The organism is Stenotrophomonas sp. YJH_SMC_33, from assembly GCF_059372295.1.
Map to the genome: position 1 here is coordinate 23,467 of NZ_JCAFVJ010000014.1, position 18,954 is coordinate 42,420.

13 protein-coding genes are annotated in these 18,954 nt (G+C 65.1%); 6 read left to right on the forward strand and 7 right to left on the reverse strand.

Translation table 11 applies throughout. The features are described 5' to 3' along the window. Positions 1 to 46: 46 nt before the first annotated feature. Entirely contained in the window at positions 47 to 1,216 is a 1,170-nt protein-coding gene (locus AC5P9W_RS17420; protein ID WP_019658789.1) for a class I SAM-dependent rRNA methyltransferase, read from the reverse strand. A 293-nt stretch (positions 1,217 to 1,509) separates the two neighbouring features. On the opposite strand from AC5P9W_RS17420, the gene AC5P9W_RS17425 reads away from it, so the two are divergent. Beyond that, positions 1,510 to 2,472, forward strand: coding sequence for a TerC family protein (locus AC5P9W_RS17425; RefSeq protein ID WP_019658790.1), 963 nt, complete (start codon positions 1,510 to 1,512; stop codon positions 2,470 to 2,472). Positions 2,473 to 2,565: 93 nt separating this feature from the next. Then, positions 2,566 to 3,336 (forward strand): rhomboid family intramembrane serine protease, encoded by a 771-nt coding sequence (locus AC5P9W_RS17430; protein ID WP_206621909.1) that lies wholly within the window; start codon positions 2,566 to 2,568, stop codon positions 3,334 to 3,336. A 153-nt stretch (positions 3,337 to 3,489) separates the two neighbouring features. Here the strand turns inward: AC5P9W_RS17430 and AC5P9W_RS17435 are convergent, their stop codons facing one another. From AC5P9W_RS17435 to rpmH, 6 genes are all read right to left on the reverse strand, one after another. Next, entirely contained in the window at positions 3,490 to 4,596 is a 1,107-nt protein-coding gene (locus tag AC5P9W_RS17435; protein WP_111099191.1) for a glycerophosphodiester phosphodiesterase, read from the reverse strand. 137 nt (positions 4,597 to 4,733) lie between these two features. Beyond that, positions 4,734 to 6,083, reverse strand: a complete 1,350-nt coding sequence (mnmE, locus tag AC5P9W_RS17440; RefSeq protein ID WP_111099190.1) for a tRNA uridine-5-carboxymethylaminomethyl(34) synthesis GTPase MnmE — start codon at positions 6,081 to 6,083, stop codon at positions 4,734 to 4,736. Between the two features lie 3 nt (positions 6,084 to 6,086). Further along, entirely contained in the window at positions 6,087 to 8,759 is a 2,673-nt protein-coding gene (locus AC5P9W_RS17445; protein WP_111099189.1) for a polysaccharide deacetylase family protein, read from the reverse strand. A gap of 177 nt (positions 8,760 to 8,936) precedes the next feature. Then, positions 8,937 to 10,652: a membrane protein insertase YidC gene (gene yidC / locus AC5P9W_RS17450; protein ID WP_206621910.1), complete on the reverse strand. Its 1,716-nt coding sequence runs from the start codon at positions 10,650 to 10,652 to the stop codon at positions 8,937 to 8,939. Beyond that, the gene (rnpA, locus tag AC5P9W_RS17455; protein ID WP_021203275.1) at positions 10,652 to 11,146 is read right to left on the reverse strand and encodes a ribonuclease P protein component; all 495 of its coding nucleotides are present in this window, start codon (positions 11,144 to 11,146) and stop codon (positions 10,652 to 10,654) included. The genes yidC and rnpA overlap by 1 nt, the downstream gene beginning before the upstream one ends. A 5-nt stretch (positions 11,147 to 11,151) precedes the next feature. Then, positions 11,152 to 11,292 carry a 50S ribosomal protein L34 gene (gene rpmH / locus AC5P9W_RS17460; RefSeq protein WP_005411729.1) on the reverse strand — a complete coding sequence of 47 codons (141 nt, stop codon included), beginning with the start codon at positions 11,290 to 11,292 and terminating at the stop codon, positions 11,152 to 11,154. A gap of 255 nt (positions 11,293 to 11,547) precedes the next feature. Between rpmH and dnaA the strand changes: the two genes are divergently transcribed. The 4 genes from dnaA to gyrB all read left to right on the forward strand — a co-directional run bounded on the left by dnaA (position 11,548) and on the right by gyrB (position 18,900). After that, entirely contained in the window at positions 11,548 to 12,879 is a 1,332-nt protein-coding gene (gene dnaA / locus AC5P9W_RS17465) for a chromosomal replication initiator protein DnaA (protein ID WP_019658797.1), read from the forward strand. A gap of 275 nt (positions 12,880 to 13,154) precedes the next feature. Next, positions 13,155 to 14,255 (forward strand): DNA polymerase III subunit beta, encoded by a 1,101-nt coding sequence (dnaN, locus tag AC5P9W_RS17470; RefSeq protein WP_206621911.1) that lies wholly within the window; start codon positions 13,155 to 13,157, stop codon positions 14,253 to 14,255. A gap of 979 nt (positions 14,256 to 15,234) precedes the next feature. Then, positions 15,235 to 16,329 carry a DNA replication/repair protein RecF gene (recF, locus tag AC5P9W_RS17475; protein ID WP_206621912.1) on the forward strand — a complete coding sequence of 365 codons (1,095 nt, stop codon included), beginning with the start codon at positions 15,235 to 15,237 and terminating at the stop codon, positions 16,327 to 16,329. A gap of 111 nt (positions 16,330 to 16,440) precedes the next feature. Beyond that, entirely contained in the window at positions 16,441 to 18,900 is a 2,460-nt protein-coding gene (gene gyrB, locus AC5P9W_RS17480) for a DNA topoisomerase (ATP-hydrolyzing) subunit B (RefSeq protein ID WP_111104090.1), read from the forward strand. The last annotated feature ends 54 nt before the right edge of the window (positions 18,901 to 18,954 follow it).

Genomic DNA, 18,954 nt, shown 5'->3' on the forward strand with positions numbered 1-18,954 from the left:
TCAGCCGAGCGTGGGCTCGGCTCTACAGAGATCGGCAGTCACGCGGTCAATCCACCACGCGGCAGAACACGGCCTTGAGGTAACGCGATTCCTGCACGTGGGCCATGAACGGATGGTCCGGGCCGGCGCCGGCGACCTTCAGGATCTGGATCGTGCGGCCGGAGAAATAGGCCGCGCGGCGCAGCATGTCGAGGAACTGGTCCTCGGCCACCAGGCCGGTGCAGGAAAACGTGGCGAACAGGCCGCCCGGCTTCACCACGCCAAGCGCCAGCTTGTTCATGTCCAGGTACTTCTTCAGTGCGGTGATGACCTGGTCGCGGTCGCGGGTCATCTTCGCCGGGTCCAGGATCACCACGTCGTACTGCTCACCGCGGTTGGCGGCGTCGCGCAGCCACGGGAAGATATCGGACTGGATGAACTTCGGGCGCACGTTGTTCAGGCGCGAATTGCCCTTGGCGATCTGGATGACGTCCTCATCAATGTCGATGCCGACCACTTCCGAGGCGCCACGCGCTGCTGCGTACACGGCGAAGCCACCGGTGTTGCAGCACAGGTCCAGAACGCTCTTGCCTTCCACCTGCTGGCTCAGCCACTCGCGGTTCTCGCGCTGGTCGGCGAAGAAGCCGGTCTTGTGTGCACCGGCCGGGTCGGCGCGGAACTTGATGCCGTACTCGGTGATCACCGCCGCTTCGGTGGTGGTGTTGCCGTGGAAGTCGAAGCTCTCCTGCTTCTGCACGTGTTCGTCGGCGAAGCTGTGGAAACGGCAGCCCGGGAACTGCTCGCGCAGGGCGTCGTAGATCCATTCGCGGTGGCGGAACATGCCGGCGGCGAAGAACTCGACCACCACCAGGTCGCCGTAGCGATCCACCACCAGGCCGGACAGGCCGTCGCCTTCGCTGTGCACCACGCGCCAGGCGTCGGAGACCGCGTCGAGCTTCAGCACCTCACGGCGCAGCGACACCGCCTGGGCGATCTTGCGCGAGAACCAGCCGGCATCGACCGGCACGTTCTGGTCGGTCTCAAGGATGCGCACGGCAATGCGCGAGTGCCCGTTGTAGAACCCGCGGCCAATGAACTCGCCATCGATGCCGACCACGTCGACGATGGAACCGGGCTTGGGCCGGACGGTCGGCTTCTCGACCAGTTTCTGGAAGATCCACGGGTGGCTGGAACGCCACGCATTCTTGAGGCGGACAATCGGAAGGGGGGTATTCATCCGGTCATTGTAGCCGGGGGGCACCGGGGGCCGGAAATCCAGGGCCCGGCGCGGCATTTGACGGCGGCCCGGCCAGGCCGCAGAATCGGCAGCAGAAGGGGAGTAGCTCCCAGACGTTGTCGCCGTCATTTCGAGCCCGCAGGCTCCGGTGCAACGGCAGTTCCAGCCGACTGGAACTGCGAGCGAGACCTTCGCCGTACTGGCGAAGCTCTGTCCCTGGATCCCCCTCCCGATCCTCCGTTGCAGATCCTCGCCGTCCGGCCTGGCATTCATCTTTCCAACGGACATTCCCAATGCAGACGATCGGTAACGTGTGGTTGTGGGGCGGCTTCGCAGCGGTGGTGGTCATCGCCCTGCTGGTCGACCTCGTGTTGATGCGCCATGGTGGACCGCACAAGGTCACCTTCAAGGAGGCCCTGTGGTGGTCCATCGGCTGGGTCGCGCTGGCCCTGCTGTTCAATGCCGGCCTCTGGTACTACCTGAATGAGACCGCCGGCCAGGTGGTAGCGAACAAAGTCGGCCTCGAATTCCTGACCGGCTACCTGGTCGAGAAGGCGCTGGCGGTCGACAACATCTTCGTGTTCCTGATGATCATGAGCTACTTCGCGGTGCCGGATGAGCAGCGCCAGAAGGTGCTGATCATCGGCATTCTGGGTGCGATCGTGCTGCGTACGATCATGATCTTCGCCGGCAGCGTGCTGATCAGCCAGTTCCATTGGCTGCTCTACGTATTCGGTGCTTTCCTGCTCTTCACCGGTTGGAAAATGTGGTTTGCCGCCGGCCAGGAGCCGGACCTGGAGACCAACCCGGCCCTGCGCTGGATGCGCAAGCACCTGCGCCTGCTGCCGGACTACGCCGGCAACGCGCTGAGCGTGAAGCGCGACGGCGTGCGCTGGTTCACCCCGCTGTTCGCGGTGCTGATCCTGATCGCGGTCACCGACGTGATCTTCGCGGTGGACAGCATCCCGGCGATCTTCGCGATCACCACCGACCCGTTCATCGTGCTCACCTCCAACGTGTTCGCGGTGCTGGGCCTGCGCGCGATGTTCTTCCTGCTGGCCGGCATGGCCGACCGCTTCCACCTGCTGCCGTATGGCCTGGCGCTGGTGCTGGGCTTCATCGGCATCAAGATGATGATCATCGACCTGTTCAAGATCCCGACCCCGGTGTCGCTGGGCGTGGTCGCGGTCATCATCGCCGCCACCGTGGTACTGAGCCTGAAGTACCCGCCGAAGGAAGGCTCCGGCCACGCCTGATCATGGCCGGCCGGCGGGATTGTCCCGCCGGCCGCACCCACTCTCCCGCAGCGGTGGCCTTGGTTTCGCGCCAGTCACCGCCATTGCTGAGGTATGGACAACAACGCGCCCCTGCCCGCCGGCGACGTGCCGGCCCCTCGCGATGACCGCTCGCGCATCCTGCGGGCGTTCAATCTCAGCCTTGCCGCTGTGCTGGTGCTGGTGGCCGTGTTCGCCCTGCAGGGCACCTTCGACTGGCGGCCGTGGGCGGTCGCACCGCTGGAAGCCAAGGGCCTGCTTGGCCTGATCGGTGGACCGATTCTGCATGCCTCGGTCGAGCACATCGCCGCCAACAGCATCGCGATCCTGATCCTGGGCACGCTGGCTGGCAGTGTCTACCCGAAAGCAACCGTACGCGCCCTGCCCCTGCTGTGGCTGGGCTCGGGCATCGGCGCGTGGATGCTGGGCAATCCGGGCAGCGTGCACCTGGGCGCCAGCGGGGTGACCCACGGCCTGATGTTCCTGCTGGCCAGCCTGGGCCTGCTGCGCCGCGACCGCACCGCCATCGCCACCGGCCTGATCGGCATGCTGTTCTACGGCGGCATGCTGATGACCATCCTGCCACACGCCGATGGCGTGTCCTGGCAGTCGCACATGGGCGGCGCCTTCGCCGGCATCATCGCCGCGCTGCTGTTCCGCAACGCCGACCCGCTGCCGCCGCGCCCGCGCTACAGCTGGGAAGACGAAGAAGACGAGGCAGAACCGCTGGCCGACGACGAGCTGGAGCCGCCGTCGCCACAGCGCGTGCCGGTGCTCTGGCAGCCGCGCGAGGGCCAGGACTACGTGGTGATTCCGTTCCGCCGGCCGGACGAACCGCGCGGTTGAGGTGAGGGTAGTGCCGGCCGCTGGCCGGCAACCTCATGAATCGGTAGTGGCCGACCTTGGTCGGCGCGGTTGTTGTGTGCCAACCAAGGTTGGCACCTACCAGAGCACACCGGCCCCCGGGTAGCGCCGGGCCATGCCCGGCGCGTTGATCGCTCAGTTCCCCGCCGCGCCCATCCCATCCACCGCTTGCCGGCCGAGCGCCGGGTCATCGGTGAAGAACGCATCGATGCCGGTCGCCAGATAGGCGTGCATCTCGGCAATCGAACCTTCGGGATTGCGCGCGGTGTCGGCGCCCTTGCGCAGGTTGCTGGCCTGGAAGTGGTTCTCCGGACGGAAGGTGTACGGAATCACCATCAGCCCCACTGCATGTGCGTCCTGTACCAGCGTGGTCGGCGTGCTCAGCGCGCCCTTGGCATCCAGCGGAATGATCGAGCGCAGTTCCGGGCCGATGCCGTCGGCGTAGCTGGCGATGTCCTTCAGTCCGGCCGGGGTCATCATCTGCGCGTAGGTCAGCGTGCCACCGGCCTTGGCGATGTCGGCCGGCTGGGTGCCGCCCTTCCACAGCAGTTGCAGCAGGCGGATGTTGCTGCCGCGCGGGATCTTGCCGCGCAGGTAGCGCAGGTTGGCGGTCTCGAACGACTGGATGGTGACCGGGCCGACGTTGGTATAGGCATTGCCACGCAGCGCGGTCAGGAGCTTGTCTTCCATCGGCAGGCCGATCGACTGGAAGTAGGTCGGGTGCTTGATCTCCGGCACCAGGCCGATGCCACGGTTGGCACGCCCGGCCTGCTGCACCAGGAAGGCCAGGATCTCGTCCAGGCTGGCGATGCGGAACTGACCGTCGTAGGCGGTGCTGCGCAGCTCCGGCAGGCGCTCGCGCGCATACAGGGTCTTCAGCTCGGCCAGGGTGAAGTCTTCGGTGAACCAGCCATCGACCTTCTGGCCGTCGATGACCTTGCTGGTGCGGCGGCTGGCGAACTCCGGATGCGAGGCCACATCAGTGGTGCCGCTGATCTCGTTCTCGTGGCGGGCCACCATCATTCCGTCCCTGGTCATCACCAGGTCCGGCTCGATGTAGTCGGCGCCATCGGCGATTGCCTGCGCATAGGCGGCCAGGGTGTGCTCGGGCAGCAACGCGCTCGCCCCGCGATGGCCATAGACCGACACCTTGTGCGCGGCCGGGGTGGAGGATTCAGCACTCATGGCCACCGATGGTGCCACGGCCAGCGACAACAGCAACGCACAACCCCACGACTTCACTGCGACTTCCCCAAGCGGTATGTGATGGGCGCCAGTATGCGGCGGCAATGTGACAGGTGGGGGAAGCCCGCACCTGTAGAGCCGAGCCCATGCTCGGCTGATTGGAAGAACAGCCGAGCATGGGCTCGGCTCTACAGTTACTTCCCGATGCAGAAGCTGGAGAAGATCCGTCCCAACAGGTCATCGGCGCTCATCTGCCCGGTGATCTCGCCCAGCGCGTCATGCGCCAGCCGCAGCTCTTCGGCGGCCAGTTCCAGGTGCTCCTGCGCCAGCTCGCCATCGGCGCGCTGCGCGTGCTCCTGCGCACGCTCGATTGCATCCACATGCCGCGTGCGCGCGGAGAACTCGCCATCCGCCTGCTCCCCTGCCCCGGCCGAAGCGATCAAACGCAGGCGCGCGTGCAGATCCTCCAGGCCGGCACCGGTCGCAGCCGAGACGAACACACGGTCCGGGTCGTCCAGCATCGGCAGCGCATCCAGCAGGTCCGACTTGTTGTGGATGTAGACCTTGTGCGGCACCGCCGCCACGGCCTCGCCCAGCGCCGCTTCGCCGGCCGCCGGATCGCGCGCATCCAGCACGATCAGCGCCAGGTCGGTGCGCTCGATTTCCACGTGGGCGCGGCGCATGCCTTCGCGTTCGATGGCGTCACCGCCGTCGCGCAGGCCGGCGGTGTCGACCAGGGTCAGCTCCAGGCCGTCCAGGCGGATGGTCTCGCGAAGCGTGTCGCGGGTGGTGCCGGCGATGTCGGTGACGATGGCGCGTTCACTGCCGGCCAGCGCATTGAGCAATGAGCTCTTTCCGGCATTGGGCGGACCGATCAGCACCGCGTGCAGGCCATCGCGCAGGCGGCGACCGCGTTCGGCATCGCGGCGCAGCAGGGCCAAGTCGCTGCGCGCCTGTTCCAGCCCGCGCCGCACCTGTGCGCCACCGAGCGTATCCAGCGGTTCGTCGGCGAAGTCGATGGCCGCTTCCACGTGGATGCGCAGCAGCACCAGCTGATCGACCACGGCCTCGATGCGGCGCGAGAACACGCCATCCAGTGAACGACGCGCCGCGCGTGCGGCACGGTTGTCGCCGGCGGCGATCAGGTCAGCGATGGCCTCAGCCTGGGCCAGGTCGAGCTTGCCGTTGAGGAACGCGCGTTCGCTGAACTCACCCGGCCGCGCCTGGCGCGCACCGAGCGCGATGCAGCGCGCGACCAGCTGCTGCAGCAGCACCGGGCTGCCATGGCCCTGCAGTTCCACCACCTCTTCGCCGGTGAAGCTGTTCGGTGCCGGGAACCACAGCACGATGCCATCGTCGATGACCTCGCCGTCGGCATCACGCAGGCGCGCGTAGTGCGCGTGGCGCGGCCGCAGCGCGGGCGCCCCCAGCGCATTGGCAATCGCCGCTGCGCGCAGACCGGACAGGCGCACCAGGCCGACACCGCCCGCGCCGGGGGCACTGGCGATGGCCACAATGGTGTCGGTGCGGATCGCGTCGTTCATGGCTCAGAGCTTCTCCAGCTGCGTGCGTGCCTGCGCGGCACCGCTGCCCTGCGGCTGCAGCGCCAGGTAGGTGGTGTAGGCCTGCTTCGCCTTGGCCTTGTCGCCGGCGTTGAAGTAGGCATCACCCAGGTTGAGATAGGCCACGGCGCGCGATGGGTCGATCTTCAGCGTGTTCTCCAGCCAGCGCGCCGCTTCGGCATAGCGCTGCTGGCGGTAGTAGACGAAACCGAGGTTGTTGGCGGCCTGGGCAAAGTCCGGACGCAGCTTCAGTGCTTCGGTGAACTGCGCGACTGCCTCGTCGTACTGCTTCTCGCGGTACAGCTGCAGGCCACGGTCGTTGGCCTGCTGCGCGCGCTGGCGGTCGGACGCCGGGCCGGCGGAGGGCACTACCAGCTTGGCCTTGCCGCCCTGCAGGTCAGCCACCGTCACCGGCGCCTGGCTGCCCTTGGCCTCGCTGGCGGCATCCACCTTGTTGTTCAGTGCGATTGCATCGGCGGTCAGCTGGCGCGTATCGGCATTGAGGAATTCCTGGCTGTCCGGCACCTGGAACACGAACTCGCCGCCCTGCGAACCGGGCAGGCTGCCGAAGGCCGGGGTCTGGTGCGAGACCGCCGATACGGCCGGCGCCACGTAGGCGGCCAGCTCGGTACCGGTGATCAGGCCGTCGCCGTTGAGGTCACCCTTGCCGGCCAGCGCCTGCAGCAGCACCCAGGTGAACACCGAGTGGCCGTTGGGGCCGGCATCGGCCACCTGCTGGTCGGCGCCACCGGCGGTCAGCATCTGCCGCGCGCTGCGACGCGCGTTCTCGCGCAGGAACGACGACGACGACGGGCCGCCACGGGTCAGGCCCAGGCCGCTGTAGCAGGCATCCATCACGAACATCACGTGCTTGGCCTGCATGCTCTCGGCGATGTTCTGGATATCGGTCATCGCGATGGCATCGGTAGCGAATTCCTTCGGGTCCGAATCAACCGGGATGATGTAGCCGAGGTCGCGCCCTGAGGCGAGCTGGCGGGTCGCGCCGTGGCCGGCGAAGAACACGAACACGCGGTCGTTCCTGCCAGTGCGGTCATCGGCCAGGCGGTCGTGGAAGGCGGCCAGGATGTTGTTTCGGGTGGCCTGCTCGTTCTTCAGCACGATCACCTGCGAGGACGGGAAGCCGAACTGCCCGGTCAGGGTATCGGCCACCGCCTGCGCGTCGTGGCTGGCGTATTCCAGCTTCGGCCACTTGGCGTAGTTGTCGATGCCGACCACGATCGCCCACGACTTCTCGTAGCCGGTGGTGACGGTGGCGGCGCTGGCGTCACCCTTGCGCGCACGGGCGACCGTGAAGTCCCGGCCATTCCAGCCGGCGAACTGGTAGCCATCGGCGATCAGCCGGTCGAGGATCTGCGGCAGCGCCTTTACCGCACGATCGTGGATGTCATGGAACAGGATGATGCCGCGCTGTTCCTTGTTCACCTGGTCGAGCACGCGCTGCACGATCGATTCCGGCACCGGGTCGGCCCAGTCCATCGAATCGATGTTCCACATGATCGACTTCAGTCCGGCCTCGTTGAGCAGCTGCAGGCCTTCGGCGTTGCGCGCGCCATAGGGGAAGCGGAACAGCGGCGCGCGCTTGCTGTCGACATCCTTCAGCAGCGTGTCGGTGTCGAGCACCTGCTGGCGCAGCGCGTCACCGGTGGTGCGCGACAGTTGGGCGTGGGTCAGGCTGTGGTTGCCGACCGCATAGCCTTCTTCCATCAGGTTGCGGCTGATCTTCGCCATCGGGCCGAGGCTGACCTTGCCGTCGGCCTCGACCTTGCCCAGGTTGCGGCCCACTTCGAAGAAGACACCCGGCACGTCATAGCGCTTGAGGATGGCCACCACTTCATCGGTATAGGCCTTGTGCGGACCGTCGTCGAAAGTCAGCACCACGGTCTTGGCCGGCAGGTCGCGGCCGAAGATCTCGCGGTCGCTGTCCTTCATCGACATCGGGTATGGCTCGATCACGCCGTAGTCGCGCAGGATCGCTTCGCGGCTGTAGTCCTTGTGCAGGTGGGCGATGTAGTCCTCCCACTTCTCGCGCTTCAGCGCGATGGCGCGGGTGCGCTCGAAGCGGCTGAAGATGCGGGTCAGTTCCTGGTTGTAGTTGCGCTCGATCTCATCGAGCGCCTCCAGGTCCTCGCCGATGCGCTGGTGCAGCTTCACCGCCGGCAGCGAGGAATCGGTGCTGACCCGCTCATGCAGATCACGCAGTACTTCGCGGAAGGCCAGGCGGTCGGCGTCGAACAGTTCCGGCGCCGACTCGATGTAGTCCAGCACGGTGCCGAGGGTGGCGAAGCGCTGCGGGCTGGAGCCGCGCAGCAGGGTGTCGAACTGCGCGGCGATCGCCGTGCGCTGTTCCAGGCCATCGTGGAACAGCTGCTGGCCCACACGCGTGGAGGTGCCGCGGTCGGCGGCCGACTGCTGTTCCTCGTCTGCCAGCAGCACGATGATCCGGCGGTAACCGTCGAGCTGTTTCTGCAGGGCCACCAGCATCGGTGCGGCCGCGGGATCGGCGGCGGCCGCGGCCTGCGCGCTCGCCTGGGTGACGGTGGTCGCCGGCGCCTTCGCATCCTTGTCGCCACAACCGGCAACGACCAGGGTCAACAACAGCGAGGGCAGGAACAGGCGGAACGACGACGCACGCGGCATGGCGGACTCGAGGGCGGGAGGGACGATGTGCCGGCGATTCTAACGCCGCATGCGAAAAGCCCGCCTTGCGGCGGGCTTTTCGCGTCGATCGGGGCGGTAGAGTCGACTGTGGGTCGACTGCTCATCCGCCAGTCGACTAACAGTCGACTCTACAAAGCAGGTGACCTGCGGTCGGGATTACTTCTTCTTGACCGGGGCCGGAGCGGTGGTGGCCGGGACCGGCTCGCCGCCATGGCGCTTGGTCATCCACCACTGCTGCAGCAGGCCCAGGCCGCCGTTGACCACCCAGTACAGGACCAGGCCGGACGGCATGAAGGCCATCATGACGCCGAACACCAGCGGCATGAACTGCATCATCTTCTGCTGCATCGGGTCCATGCCCGGTGCCGGGGTCAGCTTCTGGGTGAACCACATCACTGCCACGTTGATGACCGGCAGGATGAAGTACGGGTCGCGTGCGGTCAGGTCCTGGATCCAGCCGAACCAGGGCGCCTGGCGCAGTTCGACCGATTCCACCAGCACCCAGTACAGGGCGAAGAAGATCGGCATCTGGATGAGGATCGGCAGGCAGCCGCCCATCGGATTGATCTTTTCCTTCTTGTACAGCTCCATCATCGCGGTCTGGAACTTCTGGCGGTCATCGCCATAGCGTTCCTTCAGCTGCGCGATGCGCGGCTGGAAACGACGCATCTTGGCGCCGCTCTTGTACTGGGTTGCCGACAGCGGGTACAGCACCAGCTTCAGCAGCACCACCAGCCCGACGATCGCCCAGCCCCAGTTGCCGACCAGCTTGTGCACCTGGTTGAGCACCCAGAACAGGCCCTGGCCGATCACCGCCATCATCGAGAAGCGGCTGTAGTCGACCACGCGGTCCAGGCCCGGCACATCTTCCTTGGCGATCAGGTTGACCAGCTTCGGGCCGACCCACAGGCGGGCTTCGGTGCTGGTCGACTGGCCCGGCGCCACGGTGAAGGCCGGGCCACGCGCTTCGATCAGGTCACGACCGGCCACCTGCGAGAGCACGTAGTGTGCGGTCTGGTCCTTCTGCGGGATCCAGGCGGTGAAGAAGTGGTGCTGCAGCATCGCCAGCCAGCCGCCGGTGATGTTCTGGTTCAGCGTGCCGTCTTCCAGGTAGTCCTTGAACGCACGACGCTGGTACTTCTTGTCATTGTCGTACCAGGTGGCACCGTTGAAGCTGAAGGAATCCGGGTTGGTCATGCTCCGCGACAGGATGGTCGGGGTGCGGTCCAGGGTGCGGTAGACGTAGCCGTTCCACGGCGCGGTGCCGGCGTTGCTGACTTCGTCCTTGAAGCGCACGGCGTACTCGTTGCGCGAGACGGTCAGGGTGCGCTTGATGGTCACGCCGTTGTCGGCGGTCCACACGAACGGGATCTGCAGTTCGTTCTGGCCCTTGGCCAGCACGAAGTCGGTGGTGTCACCCACCAGCTTGAAGCCGTCGGCGCCGGGAACCGGGGTGTTCTTGTGTTCGCTGGCCCAGCCACTGATCGCGCTGTACGGGTGGGCGGGGTCTTCGGTCAGCAGGCGGACCGGCGGACTGCCTTCGTCCTTGGTCTGCGGGAACTGCAGCAGCTCGGCGTCGAGCACGCGGCCGCCGTCGAGCACCAGGCGCAGCACGTCGGTGGTGACCGTCACTCGCTGGCTGGCCGGGGTAGCGCTGGCCTGGGCCTGTGCGGCGGCCTGGCCGGGGGCGCCCGGCATCTGGGCGCTGGGGATGGCGCCGGGGTTCGCGCCCGGAACACTCTGTGCGGCGGCCGGGGCCGACGTGGTGGTTGGTGCCGGGGTCGGAGCAGCCTTTTCACGGCTCCACTCCATCCACAGCAGCACGGCCACCATCAGCCAGGCAAAAATGAGGAATACGCGGGTCTGGTTCATCAGCGGACAGGCTCGGCGGGGCCGGGACGCGATGCCGGCTCGGTCAAAGAAGGAGTTGCGATGCCATCAGGCGGCGGCATTGTGCCGTCCACGCCCGGCGTGGGCAATGCACGCAGGCGACGCAGCAGGCGCAGGAAGGCCTGGCGGATCTCGTCGTTGCTGGCGGAACGCGCAGCACTACGAGCCACGACGACAAAGTCGCCTGGCTGGATGTCGGTACGTGTCTGACGCAGGATGTCGCGCAGGACGCGCTTGATCCGGTTACGCCCGACGGCGTTCGGATCGACCTTGCGGGAAACCGCCAGACCCAGCCTGGCCGGCCGGTCAGCCGGCAGCCAGTGCAGGGTCATCAGCGGATCGGACACACGGCGGGCGCCGTTGAAGACCGTTGAGTATTCGGCACGCGTGCGAACCCGCGCAGAGCGAGGGAATCGCTTGCGCGGGTCTGCAGTATTCACTGTCGAAGGGATTGCGTCTGCCGCGATGTGCGGCATGGCAATCAGGCGCTCAGGACTTTGCGGCCCTTGGCGCGGCGACGCGACAGGATCTTGCGGCCGTCAGCGGTCTTCATACGGGCACGGAAGCCGTGGTCGCGCTTACGCTTGAGGTTGCTGGGCTGGTAGGTGCGCTTCGTGGCCATTGGGGGCCTCTCGTATGAATGGGACGGAAAGAACCGGAAATTCTAGAGAGGTCTCCCCCCTCACGTCAACCCCTGGGGACTACGCGAATTCACCGGGCTGTGCAATAGCTGTGGATGTTTTTGTGAATAAGTAGGGGACAAGCATTCCGAAGGCGGGCGCTCGGTGGTAGTCTGAGCCATCCATTTCCCCCCTTTCCGGCCTGTGTCTGGGCGCCTTGTCGCGTCCATGCACCGGCCACCGGACGATTATTGCTGATGGATGCCTGGTCCCGTAGTCTCGAGCGCCTCGAAGCGGAGTTCCCGCCGGAAGACGTTCATACCTGGTTGAAGCCGCTGCAGGCCGATCTGCGCGTGGACAGCCTGGTGCTGTATGCACCCAATGCCTTCATCGTCGACCAGGTCCGCGAGCTGTACCTGGCCCGGATCCGCGAACTGCTGGCTCACTTCGCCGGTTTCAGCGACGTTTTTCTTGAAATCGGCTCGCGCCCGCGCCCTGTAGAGACGCAGAACGCGCCGGTTTCCACGTCGTCGGCGCCTGTGTCCAGCGAACCGCAGGTGCCGTTTGCCGGCAATCTGGACAATCACTACACCTTCGCCAACTTCGTCGAAGGCCGCAGCAACCAGCTGGGCCTGGCCGCCGCCTTCCAGGCAGCGCAGAAGCCGGGCGACCGCGCGCACAACCCGCTGCTGCTGTACGGAGGCACCGGCCTGGGCAAGACCCACCTGATGTTCGCCGCCGGCAACGCCATGCGCCAGGCCAATCCGGGCGCGAAGGTGCTGTACCTGCGTTCGGAACAGTTCTTCAGCGCGATGATCCGGGCCCTGCAGGAAAAGACCATGGATCAGTTCAAGCGCCAGTTCCAGCAGGTCGACGCGCTGCTGATCGATGACATCCAGTTCTTCGCCGGCAAGGACCGCACCCAGGAAGAGTTCTTCCACACCTTCAACGCGTTGTTCGATGGCAAGCAGCAGATCATCCTGACCTGCGACCGCTATCCGCGCGAGGTCGAAGGCCTGGAAGCGCGCCTGAAGTCGCGGCTTGCCTGGGGCCTGTCGGTCGCGATCGAACCGCCGGACTTCGAGACCCGCGCCGCGATCGTGCTGGCCAAGGCGCGCGAACGCGGTGCCGAGATTCCCGATGATGTTGCGTTCCTGATCGCCAAGAAGATGCGCTCCAACGTGCGCGACCTCGAGGGCGCGCTCAATACCCTGACCGCCCGCGCCAACTTCACCGGCCGCGCGATCACCACCGAATTCGCCCAGGAAACCCTGCGCGACCTGCTGCGCGCCCAGCAGCAGGCGATCAGCATTCCCAACATCCAGAAAACCGTTGCCGACTACTACGGCCTGCAGATCAAGGATCTGCTGTCGAAGCGTCGGACCCGCTCGCTGGCCCGCCCGCGCCAGGTCGCCATGGCCCTGACCAAGGAACTGACCGAGCACAGCCTGCCCGAGATCGGCGACGCCTTTGCCGGTCGCGATCACACCACGGTGCTGCATGCCTGCCGCCAGATCCGGACCCTGATGGAAACCGACGGCAAGCTTCGCGAGGACTGGGACAAGCTGATCCGGAAGCTGAGCGAATGATGCACGGATGCCGATGAGGCGTCATCGCACAAAACGGTGCAGAATCCGGTAGCAAGCGCGGGACACGTTGTGGATAAAAATGGCGTTTGAAATCGCGCTGGAGTTATCCACAGCTTTCCCCACCCTCTGGGGGTCGGTAATACAGAGGGTTTCGAGGCCAGAAACTCTTTTATTTACAAAGACTTAGCGTTGTTTTCCAGCGATTCTGTCTCTACCAGCACCACCAAGCTTTTGATTTATTCCACATTTTTTAAAGCATAGGGGCACGGAACCACATGCGTTTCACACTGCAGCGCGAAGCCTTTCTCAAGCCGTTGGCACAGGTCGTCAACGTGGTCGAACGCCGCCAGACCCTTCCGGTTCTGGCCAATTTCCTGGTCCAGGTGCAGAACGGCCAGCTGTCGCTGACCGGTACCGACCTGGAAGTGGAGATGGTGTCGCGGATCGCGGTTGAAGATGCCCAGAACGGCGAAACCACCATTCCCGCCCGCAAACTGTTCGAGATCATCCGCGCCCTGCCCGACGGCAGCCGGATCACCGTCTCGCAGACCGGTGACAAGATCACCGTGCAGGCCGGTCGCAGCCGCTTCACCCTGGCCACCCTGCCGTCCAATGACTTCCCGTCGGTGGACGAGGTGGAAGCCACCGAGCGCGTGGCCATCGGCGAAGCAACCCTGAAGGAGCTGATCGAGCGCACCGCGTTCGCGATGGCCCAGCAGGACGTGCGCTACTACCTCAACGGCCTGCTGTTCGACCTGCGCGGCGATGCGCTGCGCACCGTCGCCACCGACGGTCATCGCCTGGCCCTTTGCGAAACCGACCTGGCCAAGCCCAGCGGTTCCAAGCGCCAGATCATCGTGCCGCGCAAGGGCGTGACCGAGCTGCAGCGCCTGCTGGAAAGCGGCGATCGCGAGATCGAGCTGGAAGTTGGCCGTAGCCACGTCCGCGTCAAGCGCGACGATGTCACCTTCACTTCGAAGCTGATCGATGGCCGTTTCCCGGACTACGAAGCGGTGATCCCGATCGGCGCCGACCGCGAAGTGAAGGTGGACCGCGAAGCCCTGCGTGCCTCGCTGCAGCGCGCTGCGATCCTGTCCAACGAGAAGTACCGCGGCATTCGCGTGGAAGTCTCGCCGGGCAACCTGAAGATCAGCGCGCACAATCCGGAACAGGAAGAAGCCCAGGAAGAGATCGAGGCCGACACCACGGTCAGCGATCTGGCCATCGGCTTCAACGTGAACTACCTGTTGGATGCCCTCTCCGCCCTGCGCGACGAGGAAGTGATCATCCAGCTGCGCGACTCCAACTCCTCGGCGCTGGTGCGTGAGTCCAGCAGCGAGAAGTCGCGCCACGTGGTGATGCCGCTGCGTCTCTGACGGAAACGCTGTTTCACGTGGAACCCAGAAGCGCCCGGGACCTCCCGGGCGTTTTTTTATGTTCCACGTGGAGCATTGTCGAAACAGATCGGAGAAAGTCCGGACGCGCCCTGCTTGGCTCCAGACCAACTCGATCTCGCTTGCTCGAAGCAACTCAGGATCCAGGACCCTGGGGGGGCGCCTTGCAGTGCTCGTCGGGCTCCATGTTTTTGGGGTTCTGGCAGCGAGTTCTTCGCATATCCCACTTCGCTGTCCTGATCTTCACTGCTGGAAGCAGCAGATCCTCTTCCTGGAGGAGGTCCTGCGCTTCTGCAAACGGCACTGTCCACAGACCGGCTCGGGGGCAATTTGGGGAAATCCTAGCTTCTAAATCTGGGTATAAATCTAAAGCGTGGTGGTGATGGTAGAGCCAGATTTCGTGGAAAAATGTATTATCTAGTTGTTTTTTAAGGAGTTTATGAGTCTGAAACCCCCTGTATAGAGGGTCCTCGGGCTGGGGGGGAACCTGTGGATAGTTTTGAGCGCTTAACAAAAGGGCTTTTTTATCCACAGATTGCCCATACCTTGTGTATAAGTCATACATTCCTGCTGTGGACAGCGTGGAACGAGCGTCCTGAATTTCTTGAAATCTGTGGAACCCTCCAAGGCATCGGATCGCAGATTTGAAGGAATCGGCGGGGTCATCCGTCGGAGCCACCCGCGAGGTGTCCAGCGGGCGGCCCTGCAGTGCTCGCGAAATCGGCGAAATCCGAGGGCCTGGACGCTGGAACCTCGCGCAGATTTGAAGAAATTTCGGGCCTTTGCAGCCCGGAACGTGCGAGCGCGTCATCCGCATTCCACGTGGAACGCGTCCATCGATGGGTGCAGAAGCTGCACCTTCGGCTCGACCGGCCTGCCACCGCGCCCGGCTTGACCGATGCAGTAAGCTGATGGATTCCCTGCCCCTCTACCGCCTCGTGCGGATGGTCTTTCGCGCCCCATGCAGATCCGCCGCCTCGCCTTGCATCAACTGCGTCGCTTCAGTGCAGTGGACCTGTCGCCCCAGCCGGGATTGAACCTGCTGACCGGTGACAACGGTGCCGGCAAGACCAGCGTGCTCGAAGCCCTGCATCTGATGGCGTATGGGCGGAGCTTCCGAGGCCGGGTACGCGATGGTCTGGTGCGCCAGGGCCAGGAAGCCCTGGAAATCTTCGTCGAATGGGACGAACAACGCGCGAACCACCCGCCGCACCGCCGGAAGGCCGGGTTGCGCCACAGTGGCCAGGACTGGAAGGGGCGATTGGACGGGGAAGATGTCGCGCAGCTGGGCAATCTCTGCGCAGCACTGGCCGTGGTGACGTTCGAGCCCGGAAGCCACGCACTGGTCAGTGGTGGTGGCGAACCCCGCCGCCGCTTCCTCGATTGGGGCTTGTTCCACGTGGAACCGGATTTTCTGTCCTTGTGGCGCCGCTACTCCCGGGCGCTGAAGCAGCGCAACGCCCTGCTCAAGCAGGGCGGGCCGTTGCGGATGCTCGATACCTGGGATCACGAGCTGGCCGAGGCCGGAGAACCGCTGACCAGCCGCCGCCAGCACTACCTGGAGCGTCTGCAGCGGCGCACTGTAGCTTTGGCCGCCAACCTGGCGCCGCAACTGGGCATCCAGGGATTGGACCTGAGCCCTGGCTGGCGGCGGCATGAACTTCCGTTGGCCGACGCCCTGCTTCTGGCCCGGGAACGCGACCGGCAGGCCGGGTATACCTCGGTCGGCCCACACCGGGCAGACTGGAGCGTGGATTTCCAGAGCATTCCTGGTCGCGATGCGCTGTCCCGAGGCCAGGCCAAGCTGACGGCATTGGCGTGCCTGCTGGCGCAGGCCGAGGACTATGCGGAACAGCGCGGGGAATGGCCGGTGATCGCGCTGGACGATCTGGCCTCGGAACTGGATCGCACCCATCAGTCCAGGGTACTGGAGCGCCTGCTCACCGGACCGGCACAGATTTTCATCACCGCCACCGAAACCCCGGCAGCGCTGCAGGCGCTGACCCATATTGCCCGGTTCCACGTGGAACATGCACAGATCGTGGCTGTGCCATAGTGGGCACACCAGGGCCGCTCGACCCCGGCTGGTATAATCGGGTTGGAATCCTTTCATTCTCGGCACACCGCTCCACGCGGTGGCCGACCTGCGGAGCCTACGGCAAGCGCAATGAGCGACGAACAGAACACCCCGGCAAACAACGGCAACTACGACGCCAACAGCATTACGGCCCTGGAAGGCCTGGAGGCTGTCCGCAAGCGTCCCGGCATGTACATCGGTGACGTGCATGACGGTACCGGTCTGCACCACATGGTGTTCGAGGTGGTCGACAACTCGATCGACGAGGCGCTGGCCGGCCACGCCGACCACGTTGCAGTGACCATCCACGCCGATGGCTCGGTCTCCGTGTCCGACAACGGCCGTGGCATTCCGACCGGCAAGCACGAGCAGATGAGCGCCAAGCTTGGTCGCGAAGTGTCCGCTGCCGAAGTGGTGATGACGGTCCTGCACGCAGGCGGCAAGTTCGACGACAACAGCTACAAGGTTTCCGGCGGCCTGCACGGCGTCGGCGTCAGCGTGGTCAACGCGCTGTCGCAGAAGCTGGTGGTGGATGTGTTCCAGAACGGCTTCCACTACCAGCAGGAGTTCAGCAACGGCGCCGCCGTGACCTCGCTGGCCAAGCTGGAAACCACCACCAAGCGCGGTACCACGGTGCGCTTCTGGCCGTCGACCGTCGCCTTCCACGACAACGTGGAATTCCACTACGACATCCTGGCCCGTCGCCTGCGCGAGCTGTCGTTCCTGAACTCCGGCGTCAAGATCGTCCTTGCCGACGAGCGTGGTGATGGCCGTCGCGATGATTTCCACTACGAAGGCGGCATCCGCAGCTTCGTGGAGCATCTGGCCCAGCTGAAGACCCCGCTGCATCCGAACGTCATCTCGGTCACTGGCGAGCACAACGGCATCGTCGTGGAGGTGGCGCTGCAGTGGACCGACTCCTACCAGGAGACGATGTACTGCTTCACCAACAACATTCCGCAGAAGGACGGCGGTACCCACCTGGCCGGTTTCCGCGGTGCGTTGACCCGCGTGCTCAACAACTACATCGAGCAGAACGGCATCGCCAAGCAGGCCAAGATCAACCTGACCGGCGACGACATGCGCGAAGGCATGATCGCGGTGCTGTCGGTGAAGGTGCCGGACCCGAGCTTCTCCAGCCAGACCAAGGAAAAACTGGTCAGTTCCGATGTGCGTCCGGCGGTGGAAAACGCCTTTGGTGCGCGCCTGGAAGAGTTCCTGCAGGAAAACCCCAACGAAGCCAAGGCGATCGCCGGCAAGATCGTCGACGCCGCGCGCGCGCGTGAAGCCGCGCGCAAGGCCCGCGACCTGACCCGCCGCAAGGGCGCGCTGGATATCGCCGGCCTGCCGGGCAAGCTGGCCGACTGCCAGGAAAAGGATCCGGCGCTGTCCGAACTGTTCATCGTCGAGGGTGACTCGGCAGGTGGTTCGGCCAAGCAGGGCCGCAACCGCAAGAACCAGGCAGTGCTGCCGCTGCGCGGCAAGATCCTCAACGTGGAACGCGCGCGTTTCGACCGCATGCTGTCCTCCGACCAGGTCGGTACGCTGATCACCGCGCTGGGCACCGGCATCGGCCGCGACGAGTACAACCCGGACAAGCTGCGTTACCACAAGATCATCATCATGACCGACGCCGACGTCGACGGCGCTCACATCCGCACCCTGCTGCTGACGTTCTTCTACCGTCAGATGCCGGAACTGATCGAGCGCGGTTACGTCTACATCGGCCTGCCGCCGCTGTACAAGATCAAGCAGGGCAAGCAGGAGCTGTACCTGAAGGACGACCCGGCGCTGGACAGCTACCTGGCCAGCAGCGCGGTGGAAAACGCCACGCTGGTGCCGGCCACCGGCGAACCGGGCATCGAAGGCCTTGCGCTGGAGAAGCTGCTTCTGGCCTACGCGGCCGCGCTGGATTCGATCGAGCGCAACGCACATCGTTACGACCGCAACCTGCTTGAAGCGCTGGTCGATTTCGTGCCGATGGACCTGGAGAGCCTGCGCAGTGCGGGTGAAGGCGAAGGGCTGGATGCACTTGCCAAGCGGCTCAACCAGGGCAGCCTGGGCAGCCCGCGTTTTACGCTGGAACTGCAGGAAGCCAACGACGAGCGCCCGGCCGCTGTGCTGGTGACCCGTCGCCACATGGGCGAACAGCACGTCCAGGTGCTGCCGATGTCGGCGTTTGAAAGCGGCGAACTGCGCGCGATCCATCAGGCCTCGAAGCTGCTGCACGGCCTGATCCGCGAAGGCGCCACCATTTCCCGCGGCGCCAAGTCGATCGAAGTGGACAGCTTTGCCAAGGCACAGAACTGGCTGCTCGAGGAGGCCAAGCGCGGCCGCCAGATCCAGCGATTCAAGGGCCTGGGTGAAATGAATCCGGAGCAGCTGTGGGACACCACGGTGAATCCGGAGACCCGCCGACTGCTGCAGGTGCGCATCGAAGACGCTGTCGCTGCCGACCAGATCTTCAGCACGCTGATGGGCGATGTCGTCGAACCGCGTCGCGACTTCATCGAAGACAATGCGCTGAAGGTCGCAAACCTGGATATCTGACACAATCCGGACACGGCCGGCGCGCGGGGAGGCGCGCCGGCTTTCGACTCTTGA